Origin of the sequence: Streptomyces sp. NPDC053076 (assembly GCF_044546845.1) — a bacterium.
Classification (GTDB): domain Bacteria; phylum Actinomycetota; class Actinomycetes; order Streptomycetales; family Streptomycetaceae; genus Streptomyces.
Genome location: NZ_JBITZL010000003.1, coordinates 341015 through 353342, shown reverse-complemented (window position 1 = coordinate 353342; position 12328 = coordinate 341015). Strand labels below are relative to the sequence as shown.

General features: G+C 71.8%; 7 protein-coding genes. 6 read left to right on the top strand and 1 reads right to left on the bottom strand.

Annotated features, from left to right (window positions below; translation table 11 throughout):
• Positions 1–426: 426 nt before the first annotated feature.
• Complete coding sequence (locus ACIGYR_RS15145) at positions 427–1431, bottom strand: 2-dehydropantoate 2-reductase (protein ID WP_399599291.1); 1005 nt, start codon at positions 1429–1431, stop codon at positions 427–429.
• 604 nt (positions 1432–2035) lie between these two features.
• Between ACIGYR_RS15145 and ACIGYR_RS15140 the strand changes: the two genes are divergently transcribed.
• The 6 genes from ACIGYR_RS15140 (at position 2036) to ACIGYR_RS15115 (ending at position 12324) form a co-directional block, all read left to right on the top strand.
• Positions 2036–4030 (top strand): AMP-binding protein, encoded by a 1995-nt coding sequence (locus tag ACIGYR_RS15140; RefSeq protein ID WP_399599289.1) that lies wholly within the window; start codon positions 2036–2038, stop codon positions 4028–4030.
• Positions 4031–4103: 73 nt separating this feature from the next.
• Positions 4104–4985 carry a diiron oxygenase gene (locus tag ACIGYR_RS15135; RefSeq protein ID WP_399599286.1) on the top strand — a complete coding sequence of 294 codons (882 nt, stop codon included), beginning with the start codon at positions 4104–4106 and terminating at the stop codon, positions 4983–4985.
• On the top strand, positions 4985–5251 hold the full coding sequence (locus ACIGYR_RS15130; protein ID WP_399599284.1) for an acyl carrier protein: 267 nt from the start codon (positions 4985–4987) through the stop codon (positions 5249–5251). The genes ACIGYR_RS15135 and ACIGYR_RS15130 overlap by 1 nt, the downstream gene beginning before the upstream one ends.
• Positions 5244–6065 carry an aminoacyl--tRNA ligase-related protein gene (locus ACIGYR_RS15125; RefSeq protein ID WP_391842824.1) on the top strand — a complete coding sequence of 274 codons (822 nt, stop codon included), beginning with the start codon at positions 5244–5246 and terminating at the stop codon, positions 6063–6065. Before ACIGYR_RS15130 ends, ACIGYR_RS15125 begins: the two co-directional genes overlap by 8 nt.
• A complete protein-coding gene (locus ACIGYR_RS15120; RefSeq protein WP_399599279.1) occupies positions 6062–11407 on the top strand; it encodes an amino acid adenylation domain-containing protein in 5346 nt (1781 codons plus the stop codon). Before ACIGYR_RS15125 ends, ACIGYR_RS15120 begins: the two co-directional genes overlap by 4 nt.
• Positions 11404–12324 (top strand): DMT family transporter, encoded by a 921-nt coding sequence (locus ACIGYR_RS15115; RefSeq protein WP_391842828.1) that lies wholly within the window; start codon positions 11404–11406, stop codon positions 12322–12324. Before ACIGYR_RS15120 ends, ACIGYR_RS15115 begins: the two co-directional genes overlap by 4 nt.
• Positions 12325–12328: the final 4 nt, after the last annotated feature.

Genomic DNA, 12328 nt, shown 5'->3' with positions numbered 1-12328 from the left:
TGGCACGGTGGCCGGCAGTGCCGACGGGCACGGTGGTTCAGCGGCCCGACGGGCACAGTCGTCAGCGGCCGCGGTGGTCAGCGGCCCCGACACGCACGGTGGTTCAGCGGCCCGACGGGCACAGTCGTCAGCGGCCGCGGTGGTCAGCGGCCCCGACACGCACGGTGGTTCAGAGGCCCGACGGGCACAGTGGTCAGCGGAGCTGACGAGCACGGTGGCCGGCATCCCCGACGGGCACGGTGGTCAGCACCCCTGACGGGCGCGGTGGTCAGGCGCCCCCGACGGGCACGGTGGTCAGGCGCCCCCGTCCGGCTGAGCCGTCCAGGCCGGCCCGTCCAGGCCAAGACCGCACGCGCTCCGAGCGGGTCATGCCGTACGTGCGCCCATGGCCTGCTCCGGCCCGGCGCATCGGCGCCGGACCGCCGTTCAGCGCGCCGCACGCAGCTCGGCGTAGAGCTCCGGTCCGCTCCAGGTGCGCGGTGTGGTCTCCGCCTCGCGCACCAGGGCCACAAGACGCGCGTTCGCGGCGGCGGTTCGTCCGTGGGCGGCGGCGAGGGAGACGATCTCGCCCTGTAGCGCATCGATCTCCGTGGACCGGCCGCGCTGGAGGTCCTCCCACATCGAGGAACGCGCGTGGGCGTCGATGCGCAGGGTCGCCGCCGCCACCCGGCGGAACAGGGCGTCGGGCAGCCCCAGCACATACGGGGTGACGCCGGGCGCGGTGGGGCCGAGGCGGGCGGGTGCGACCCCGGCGGCGCGGTAGGCGGCGAGGGCCTCGCGCTGGCAGAGGGCGAGGCAGCGGCGGTACGCCCGCCGGCCGAGCTGCTCGCGCAACGGCATCCCCGAGAGGGCGTTGATAGCGTTGTTCAGGTTCATCAGCAGCTTGGCGTGCTGCACTTCGGACATGTCGGTGCGGGACTCGATGTCCAGGCCCGCCTCGCGGAAGGCGGCGCCGAGCAGGTCGTCGGGCTCGGTCATGAGTCTGCCCGGCATGCCCTGGTGCACGACGCCCGGCTCGGACTGCACCACGTTGTAGGGAACCATCCCGGCCAGCACGGTGTGGCCGGGGAGCGCGGCGCGCAGAACGGCGGGGTTGTGCAGCCCGTTCTGGAAGCTGACCACGACGGCGCCGGGGGCGAGATGAGGGGCGAGATCCTTGGCGGCGGCCTCGGTCCCGGCGCTCTTCACGGTGACGAGCACATAGTCGGCGCCGGCGGCGGCTTCGGGACCGGTGGCCGGCGTCAGCTGCTCCGGCGTGAGGTGGACGGGCGGCCGGACGGAGGTACTGAGGGTGAGACCCCGCATCCGCAGCACATCCATGGCGGCCGGCCGGCCGATGAATGCCACGTCATGCCCGGCGGCGGCGAGGTGGCCGCCGAGATGACAGCCGATACTGCCGGCGCCGAGGACGGCGAAGCGGGGCTTGGGCATGGGTGTCTCCCGGGAAAGGGCAACGGCGGCCAGGGGCCAGCATGGACCAGTGCCCGGCCGGCCGGCCAGGCCCGGTCTTCCGCCCACGCCCCGGAGCCCGGCGCGGCCGGCCAGGCGTCGCGGGAGCGGGACACCACGCCGCGGGAGGTCGCCCGCCAAGTGTGCGAGCAGGGCCGCCTGTGAGTCGGGGCAGGACCCCCGGGGCTCCTGTCATGTTTCAGACATGACCCGAGCCGGGGTCCGGCGTGCGGACCGCCTCTCGCACGGGCTCCGCCGGGCCGTGCGGTCACGGCGCGGAGGCGGGTACGGCGCCCGCGCCATGGGCCGGGGCCGTCGACCCTGCCTGCAAAAACGGTACTTCGCACCGCCGGACCCATCAGCCGCTCCGGAAGCCGGTACGACCCCCCGCACCGGCCCTCGAAACATTCGGGCAATGTTCCAGCAAGATCTATACGTCGGCTCCGGTGGCAGAATATCGGCGACCGCCCCACGCGTCCCCGGCCATCGGATTGACGTGGCCTGGACCTGGTTTTAGTGTGGCCCCTCGTGCGGCCAGCAGGTAGCTGAACGAAACATCCTTATCACGTCCGGAGGGGCGGTCAGTATGCCCGCAATCCCGTCGCCGACGCCTCCTACTCTTGTTCATATACTCCGGGACAGAGCATTAGAGAATCCCCATGGCACCGCTTACGTTTTCCTTGCCGACGGCGAGGACGACGAACGCGAGATCAGCTATCGGCGGCTGTATACCGCGGCCGCCGAAGTGGCGGGCGCGCTGCGCGCGAGGCACGAGCCGGGCGAGCGGGCGCTGCTCCTCTTCCCTCCGGGCCTCGACTACATCACCGCGTTCTTCGGATGCCTGCTCGCGGGCGTCGTGGCCGTACCGGCCTATCCGCCGCAGGACACGCGTAGCCTCGGCCGGCTGAACGCCATCGTCACCGACGCGGGGGCGAGCATCGCCCTGACCACGAAGGATCTGCTGCCGCTCACCCGGTCCGCGCTGGACGCCCCACTCCGGTGGATCGCGGCGGACGCGCCGGGGCCCGACGCCCCACGGGCGGGCGCGCCGGGCCCGGCCGGCACCGACCCCGTCGCCGTGGCGCCGGAAGACCTCGCCTTCCTCCAGTACACCTCCGGCTCCACCCGCCTTCCGCGCGGTGTCATGCTGACGCACGCGAACCTCATCCACAATCTGCGGGCCATCTATCAGTCGTTTGCCGGGACCGCTCGCGACGTCATGGTCAGCTGGCTTCCTCCGTATCACGACATGGGACTTATCGGCGCGATACTGGAGCCTCTTTACGGCGGATTTCCAGGCGTTCTCATGTCTCCGCTGCATTTCCTCCAGAAACCGTACCGCTGGCTGAAGGCAATCTCCGTCCACCGGGGCACGATCAGCCCGGCTCCGAATTTCGGATACGAACTGTGTCTGCGAAAGATCGACGACGAGCGGCGGGCGTCGCTCGATCTGTCCTCCTGGCGTGCGGCGGTGAACGGCGCGGAGCCGGTGCGCGTGGAGACGATCGAGCGGTTCACGGAGCGGTTCGCCCCCGTGGGCTTCGATCCCGCCGCCTTCCGCCCCAGCTACGGCCTGGCCGAGGCGACCCTGCTGGTCACCGCCGACCCGGTCGGCGAGAGCGTGCGCCGATTCCCGGTCGAGGGCGTGTCCAGGATCGCCTGCGGGACGGCTCGCGGCGAGCAGTCCGTCGTCGTGGTGGACACCGCCACCCTGGCCCCGGCCAAGTCCGGGCAGGTCGGAGAGGTCTGGGTCTCCGGTCCCAGCGTCTCCGCGGGCTACTGGGGTCGGCCCACCGAGAGCACGGCGCTGTTCGGCGCCACCCTGCCGGACGGGCGCGGCCCCTATCTGCGCACCGGTGACCTGGGCGCGCTCGACGGGGAGGGCGCGCTCGCGGTCACGGGCCGGCTGAAGGACCTGCTCATCCTGCGGGGCCGCAATGTGTATCCGCACGACGTGGAGGAGGCCGCCGAGCGGAGCCACCCTGCTCTGCGGCCCGGCTGCGGCGCGGCCTTCACCGTTCCCGTGGACGGCGAGGAACGGTTGGCCCTGGTGTTCGAGGTCGCGGACGGGGCGGACACCGAAGCCGTCGCCCTCGCCGCCCGCCGCGCGGTGCGGGAGGAGTGCGAGGCCGACCTCCACGAACTGGTGCTCATACCGCCCCGCACCCTTCCCAAGACCTCCAGCGGCAAGATCCAGCGGCGCGCGACGCGCGAGGCGTATCTGTCCGAGGCCCTGTCGCGGGTCGGCGGCTGGCGGTCCGACGGCGCGACGGCACCCGGCGCACAGGCCGCCGTTCCCCCGCGGACACCCCTGGAGTCGCTGATCGCCCGCATCTGGGCGGAGTTGCTCGGCCGGGCCGAGGTCGGCATCCACGACGACTTCTTCGCCTCGGGCGCGCAGTCCCTCCTCCTCTCCCAGCTCGCCGTACGCATCGAGGCGGAGCTGCCGGTACGCGTCACGGCCGGCGACCTCTTCCAGGCGTCGACGGTCGCGAAGCTGGCCGAGCTGCTGGAGAGCAGACCGCTCACCGTCGACGACGAACAGGTCACCGGCCTGATCGCGCGGAGTGACAACGGCTGAACCGCGCACGCACCGCACGCCTTCGACCGAGGGCTCACCGTTCCCGACGCACGCTGATCCGGCAGGGGAGCACATGGATATCACGGACGTGGTGGAAACGCTGGACAAACTGGTCGCCGACTCAACCGACCACCACTACAGCCCCTACACGCGCTTCGACTGGGTCGACGAGCTGGCCGAGGAGCAGTGGTGGATGACACCCGACCTGCTGACCGTGGCGGGAACCCGGCACGCTCAGGAGCTGGACGACAAAGTGCTCATGCGGCTGAGCAAGTGGGAGAGCATCAACTTCTTCAGTCTCAACATCCACGGCATACGTGAGCTGCTCATCGAGGTGACCCGGCGTATCCACACGCGGGGCTTCGAGCTGCCCTCCGAGTTCTTCCATCGCTTCCTGGGCGAGGAGAACGGGCACATGTGGTTCTTCGCGCAGTTCTGTCTGCGCTACGGCGGCAAGATCTACCCGGACAAGTCGCTTCCGGTCGCCACGGCCGAGGAGGAGGCCGCCGTCGCCAATTTCCTCGTCTTCGCCCGCATCCTCATCTTCGAGGAGCTGGTCGACCACTTCAACATCAGGATGGGCCGCGACGCCCTGCTGCACCCCCTGATCAGGGAGGTCAACCAGGTGCATCACGACGACGAGTGGCGGCACATCATCATGGGCCGCAAGCTCGTGGGACTGCTGTACGAACCCCTGCGGGCGCGCGGCGACCGGGAACTGCGCGAGCGTCTCGACCACTACCTCCGGCGCTACATCACCGCGAGCGTGCAGTCGCTCTACAACCCCGCGGTGTACCGGGACGCGGGGATTCCGGAGGCTTTCGCGTTCCGTGAGGAGCTGCTGCGGGACCCGGCACGTGCCGGCTACCACGAGACGTTCTTCAAACGCATCACCCGGTTCCTGGTGAGCCAGGAGATCATCACCGAGTCTCCGTTCCAGGGGGCAGTGGCCTGATGGAGTCGGACGTGATCGAGCAGGTGCGGTCATGGCTGCTGGCGCGCAACCCGGACGTCACCGCGATCGGCTGGGACGAGGACCTCATCGACAGCCGTCTCATCGACTCCCTCGACTTCCCGCAGCTGCTGCTGCTGTTGGAGGAGCTGGCAGGCCACGAGCTGGAACTGACCGCGGAGAACGTCGTCGCCTTCCGGACCCTGCGCGGCATACGCGACCGGGTCCTGGCGGACTCCCCCGGCGCGGACACGGTGAGCCATGAGTGATCTCTACACGGCGCGGGACGGACTCGTCGCGCTCGGCCCGGAACTCGTCCGCCTGATGGACCTGCTGGACGAACGCTTCCAGGGCTGGGCCCGGGAGTGCGGCGCCACCCCGATGCTCTTCCCCGCGGTCATCGGTACCGCGGACCTGGCCGCCATCGACTACTTCGACAACTTTCCCCAACTCGCGCTGATGACAGCACCGTTACGGCTGCCGGCGGAGGAGGTGCGGGGCGATGGGGCACTGCCTGCGGACCGCCTCGGCGAGAGCCGGTACGGGCTGGTCTCCGCGGCCTGCTACAACGTCTACCTGCACCACCGCTCCGCCACCCTGGCCGGCCCCCGCCATGTCACCACCGTCGCCAAGTGCTTCCGCAACGAGGACCACTACGACGGGCTGCGCCGACTGCACGGCTTCACCATGCGGGAGATCGTGTGCCTGGGCCCCCGGGAGGCCGTCCTGGACCACCTGGCCGCGTTCCGGCCGAAGGTGGTCGAGTTCGCGGCCCGGCTGGGGCTCACCCTCGCGGTCAAGCCGGCCTCGGACCCCTTCTTCGAGAAGGGCGGGGGCCGGGCCCTGCTGGCTCAGCTCTTCCCGGTCAAGGAGGAGTTCGTCCACGGGGGCGAACTGGCCATCGGGTCCTTGAACTTCCACCGCAACTTCTTCGGTGAGCGCTGCGGCATCTCCCTGGCCGACGGCACAGCGGCCTACACCGGGTGTGTCGCCTTCGGTCTGGAGCGGTGGATCGCGGCACTTCTGGAGACGCACACGAACATCGACGACATCGTGGAGCGGGTGGCGGAGGCGGCTTCGTGAGCGATCTGCTGGGGCGCCTGGCGGAGTTGTCCGGGCCGGAGCGCGCGCAGTTCATGGCCCGGCTGCGGCAGAGTCCCGCCGCCCGGCCCGCCGATCCCGGCGCCCTCTCCGACGCGCAGCAGCGACTGTGGCTGCTCCAGCGCCTGGCCCCCGGCAGCCCGGCCCACCACCTCTCCGCCGCCCTGCACCTGGAGGGGCCGCTCGACGTCGAGGCCCTGCGCACCGCCTTGACCGAGATCACCGCACGGCACGAGTCGCTGCGCACCGCCTTCCGCGAGCGCGACGGCCGCCCCGTCCGGCACGTCATCGCGCCCCGGCCCGTCGAACTCCCCCTCGTCGACCTCGGTGACCTGCCACCGCCGGAGCGGGAGCGCCGGGCACGCGCCCTGCACGCGGAGCACGGCAGGCGCCCGTTCGAGCTGGAGCTCGCCCCGCCGGCCCGCTTCACGCTCTACCGGCTGGCGGCCGAGCGGCACGTCCTCGCGGTCGTCGCGCACCATCTGATCTGCGACGGCCGGTCGATGGGTGTCTTCACCGCGGAACTCCGCGCGCTCTACGAGGCCCTCTCCCAGGGCCACCCGTCCCCCCTGCCGCCTGCGCCCGCCCTCCCGGCCGGTGAACGGCACCCCGGTGACGCGGAGCGCGACCGGTCGGTCGCGTACTGGCGCGGCGAGCTGTCCGGCACCCTGCCGGTCCTCGAACTGCCCACCGACCGCCCACGGCCCGCGCAGGAGGCGTTCCAGGGCGCCCGCCACGGCTTCCGGCTTCCCGCCGGCCTCCACCAGGAGCTGCGCGCGGCGGCCGGCCGTGACCGCGCCACCGTGTACGGCCTCCTGCTCGCCGCCTACGCCGTCACCCTGCACAAGGTCACGGGCGGACTGGACTTCGTCATCGGTGCCCCCGTGGACGAGCGCCGGGGCGCCGCCGAGGAGGGGACGATCGGATTCTTCGTGAACACCCTGCCGTTGCGGTTGCGGCTGCGGCCCGGCCGGACGTTCGCGCAGACGGCCCGGCACGCCGGTGAGGTGCTCAGCGGTGCGCTGGCGCACGACATGCCGTTCGGGGACATCGTCCGGGAGACGAATCCGCCCCGGGCGCCCGGCCGCACGGTGCTGCGGCAGACCGCCTTCTCGCTCCAGCCGTCCGTCACCGGAGGCCGGCGCGCAGGGCGCCTGACCGTCACACCGGCCGCTCCGGACGACTTCGGCCTCGGCGTGTCACCACTCGACCTCAGCCTGCACCTACGCGAACAGGACGAGGAGCTGCTCGGCTGCTTCGAGTACCGCGCCGACCTGTTCGACGCCGGCACCGTCTCCCGGTGGGCCGACGAGTTCCAGGAGGTGGTCCGCCAGGCCGTCCGCTCACCGGACACGGTCGCCGTGACCGGCGGCCCCACGCTCCAGACCAACCTGACGGACAGTCAACTCGCGTTGTGGTTCGGCAAGAAGACGGCCGGCGACGTACGGCTGTACTACGAGAACGTCACCGCTCTCTACACCATCACGGCTCCGCTCGAACACGACCGCTTCCAGCGCGCCTTCCAGCGGCTGGTGGACCACAGCGACGCACTGCGCAGCAGTTTCCACGAGGTGGACGGCATCCCGGTGCGCCGGGTGGCCGAGGCACTCCCGGCGCCGGTGGCGCTGGTGGATCTCACCGACGAGCCGGACCCCCGCGAGGCCGCCCTGCGCTGGGCACGACGGCGCAGCGCGTCGGGACTGGACGCGGAGCGCTCCGTCTTCGACTCCGCGCTGCTGAGGCTGAGCGGCACCGCATACGCCTGGTACCTCAACGTGGACCATCTGGTCTGCGACGCCTGGTCGATGTCCCTGTTCCTGCGCACCCTGTCCGAGTACTACGACCTCGACCGCCGCGGAAGCCTCGCCGCTGCCGCGCCGCTGCCGCCGTTCCAGGCGTACGTCGAACACCGGCGGGCGTCGAGCGGCTCCGTCCGCCACGGCAGGGCAGAACGCCATTGGCGCAGGACGCTGGCCGAACCGGTCGAACGGCTGGCGTTCTACGGCAGGGAGGACGACGTGTCGGGCACGACCCGCACCGCCCGGCTCACGCTCGACCTCGACACCGAACGCAGCGCCCGGATAGCCGACTTCGCCCGCGAGGAGGGCCACGCCTCGCCCGCCGTCGCGTTCGCCACCGCTCTGTTCGCCTACCTCCACCGCATCGGCGGCGGCGAACTCCTGCGCATCGGAACACCGTTCGCCAACAGGCCGGCCGAGTTCCGCGGCACTGCCGGCCTGTTCATGAACGTGCTCCCGTTACAGGTGCGGGTCACCGGCGACACCCCGCTGCGCCTCCTGGCCCGGGAGACACAGAGGTCCTTCCTGGAAGCGGCCCGCCACCAGGACCACGTGCCCCGGCACCGCGGCGGCGCCCGCCTCTACGACGTCTACCTCAACTACCAGAACGCGGTCTTCGAAGGCTTCGGAGGCACGGTCGGCTTCGACCTCCTCGACACCGGGCACTCCCCCGACCGGCTCACCCTCCAGGTCCGTGAGCTGCGCCAGGGCCCCACCGCCGCGCCCCGCTTCGTGCTCGACTTCGACTTCAACACCGCCTGCTTCGACGAGACACAGCGCGAACGCACCGCAGGCCACTACCTCGCCCTGCTCGACGCCCTGCTGACCCGCCCTGACGCGGCGGTCTCGGCCCCCCGGATGCTGTCGGACGAGGAGCTGAAGCAGCTCGACTCCTGGAACGACACCTCCCGGTCCTACGACCTCGGCACGCCACTGCATGTGCACGTCGCGCGGCAGGCACGCCGTACCCCCGAGGCGACCGCCCTCGTCTTCGAGGGCCGCGCTCTCACGTACGCGGAGCTGGACGCGGCAGCCGGCCGGCTGGCCCGGCGGATCCGCCGGGCCGTCGGGGACGGCCACCTCACACCCGGGGCGACCGTCGCCGTGCACATGGAACGCTCCCTGGAACTGGTGGTCAGCCTGCTGGCCGTCCTCAAGGCGGGCGGCGCCTACCTCCCGCTCGATCCGGCGGGCCCCGCCGAGCGCCTGGCGTTTATGCTCTCCGACGCCGGCACCGAGCTGGTGCTCACCACCGGGTCGCCGGACGACGTCCCGGGCGATGTCCCGGTCCTGCGGGTCGACGCCACCGAGGCGGCGGCGCCGGAACCGGAGGACGAGGAGCCCGAGCCGGTGGTCGAACCCGGCCAACTGGCCTACCTCATCTACACGTCGGGCTCCACGGGCACCCCCAAGTGCGTCATGCTCACCCACCGGGGGATCTGCAACCGTCTCCTGTGGATGCAGGAGACATACGGACTCACCGCGGCCGACGCGGTCCTGCAGAAGACGCCGTTCACGTTCGACGTGTCCGTGTGGGAGTTCTTCTGGCCGCTCATGACCGGGGCGCGCCTGATCGTGGCACGCCCCGGCGCCCACCGGGACCCTGGCCGGCTGGCCGAGGTGATCCGCCGCGAGTCGGTGACGACCGTGCACTTCGTCCCGTCCATGCTGAGGATCTTCCTCTCCGACCCGGCGGCCTCCCGCTGCGGTTCGCTCCGCCGGGTGATCGCCAGCGGTGAGGCGCTGCCGCCGGACCTCGTCCGCCGGTTCTTCGAGGTCTTCCCGCCGCCCGCCGTCGAGCTGCACAACCTGTACGGCCCCACCGAAGCCTCCGTCGACGTGTCGGCCTGGCAGTGCGGGCCAAAGGACGCCACGGGCTCGGTGCCCATCGGCCGCCCGGTCGCCAACACCACGCTGGACGTGCTCGACGACCGGCTGGCCCCGCTGCCCCTCGGCATCGCGGGTGAGCTGCACATCGGCGGGGTGCAGCTCGCGGCCGGATACCGGGGCCGCGACGCGTTGACCGCGGAGCGGTTCGTGCCCGATCCACGCCGGCCCGGTGGCCGGCTGTACCGGACCGGCGACCTGGTGCGCCAACGGTCCGACGGCGCCTTGGAGTTCATCGGCCGCGCCGACGGCCAGGTCAAGCTGCGCGGCTACCGCGTCGAACTCGGCGAGATCGAGACACGGCTGGCCGCCCACCCGTCCGTGCACGCCGCCGCGGTGCGCCTGGCGGAGGACCGCCTGGTGGCGTACGTCGTACCGGCGGCGGGTACCGAGCCGCCCGGGCCGCGGGAGCTGCGCGCCTTCCTGGAACGCTCTCTGCCCGACTACATGGTGCCGCCCGTCTTCGTTCCCCTGACCGCCCTGCCCGTGAGCGCGAACGGCAAGCTCGACCGCGCGGCACTGCCGGCGCCCGGCCCGGCATCCGCCGCCGGCGCCCCGGCCCGCTCGGCACGAACCGGCCTCCAGCGCACCGTGGCCGGGCTGTGGGCAGAACTCCTCGGGCGTGAGCCGGACACGGTCGGGCTCGACGACGACTTCTTCGAGCTCGGTGGTCACTCACTGCTCGCGGCGCGCCTCATGGCGGCGGTGGCCCGCCGTTTCGGGGTACGGCTGCCGCTCACCGCGCTGTTCGAGGCGCCCACGGTGGCCCGGTTCGCCGAGCTGATCGCGGCGGGCTCCGAGCACTCGCTGATCCTGTCGCTCCGGGCGCCGGTCACGCCCGCGCCGCTCTTCCTGCTGCACCCCGCGGGCGGCGACGTGATGGCGTACCGGCAGCTGGTCACACTGCTGCCGGAGGGACGGGAGGTGCTGGGCATCCGCTCCCGTGCGCTGTCCGGCGAGGCCGAGGCCGACAGCCTCGCCGCGATGGCCGCCCAGTACGTGGACGTCATCCGGGAACGCCGGCCGACCGGGCCGTATCACCTCGCGGGCTGGTCCATGGGCGGTGCCCTGGCGGTCGAGGTGGCGGCCGGACTGGAGGCCGCCGGCGAACAGGTCGCGCTGGTCGCACTGCTCGACTCCGCCGTCCCCGGGGAAGGCGAGCCCGACCCGCTGCTCGCGCCGGCCGTCGCCCTGGCGGACTCCCTGCCCGGACTCGACGTCACCGCCGAGGACACCACCGCACTGCGCCACCGGGTGCGCGGACTGCCATTGGCGGAACGGCTGAAGCTGCTGATCACCTGGGCGGAGGAGCGCGGCTCGCGGATACTGCCCTCCGAGGCCCTGCTACGGCAGGCGGAACTGGCCGAGCGGCACGAGCACCTGGTGCTCGCCCATCGGCCGTCGGTCGTCGACGCCCCGCTCACGCTCTGGTGGGCCCGCGACCGGCTGCGCGAACACCGCGCCTCATGGGCACGGCAGACCAGGGGCGGTGTCCGTGCGGAGGCGACGCTCCCCGGAAACCACTTCACCCTGCTGCGCCCACCCCACGTCGCCCATGTCGCACAAGCGCTGGCGGCGGCCCTGGACACATCTGAGCGAACCGTCCCCGTAGACCGACAAGGAAGTGAACATCCGTGACCTCTGCGCAAGCCAATCAGGGGACCGCTTCACCGGAGACTCCCACCCCGTCCTCGGGCACGCCACCCCTCGCGGTCGCGGCCGGGCTGCTCACCGTCTTCCTGTGGGCTTCGGCGTTCATCGGCATCCGCGCGGCCGGCAAGGACCTCGATCCCGGCGCCCTGACCCTGGCACGGCTGTTCATCGGTGCGGTGCTGCTGGGTGCCGTCGTGCTGATCCGCAAGGTCCCGCTGCCGCCCCGCTCCGACCTGCCGCGGCTCTTCCTGTGCGGTCTGCTGTGGTTCGGCATCTACAACGTCGCCCTCAACGCCGCCGAGCAGCGCATCGACGCGGGCACCACATCCATGATCATCAGTCTGGGACCGGTACTGATCGCCGTACTGGCCGGTTTCCTGCTCAGGGAGGGCTTCCCGCGCCCGCTGATCGTCGGCGGCGTCGTCGCCCTGGCCGGTGTGGTGCTGATCGGCTTCGCGACCTCCAGCAAGGGCCTGGAGGCCGGCACGGGCAGCGCGCTGGCGCTGCTGGCCGCCGCCGCGTACGCGGGCGGCGTCGTCACCGAGAAGCCTCTGCTGGCCAACAGTTCGGCGCTCGTGATCACCTGGCTGGCCTGTGTCGTCGGTGCCGTGCTCTGCCTGCCGTTCCTGCCCCAGCTGATCGACAACCTCTCGCACGCGAGCGGCAAGGCGATCGGCTGGACGCTGTACCTCGGTGTCTTCCCCACCTCGGTCGCCTTCACCACCTGGGGGTACGCGCTGGCCCGCTCCACCGCGGGGAAGATGGGCGCGCTCACCTACCTCTCCCCGCCGATCGCGGTGACCCTGGCCTGGCTGATCCTCGACGAGACACCGCCGTGGCTGGCGGTGGTCGGGGGCGCGCTGTCGCTCGCCGGGGTCGTCTACAGCCAGCGCAAGAAGTGAGGAA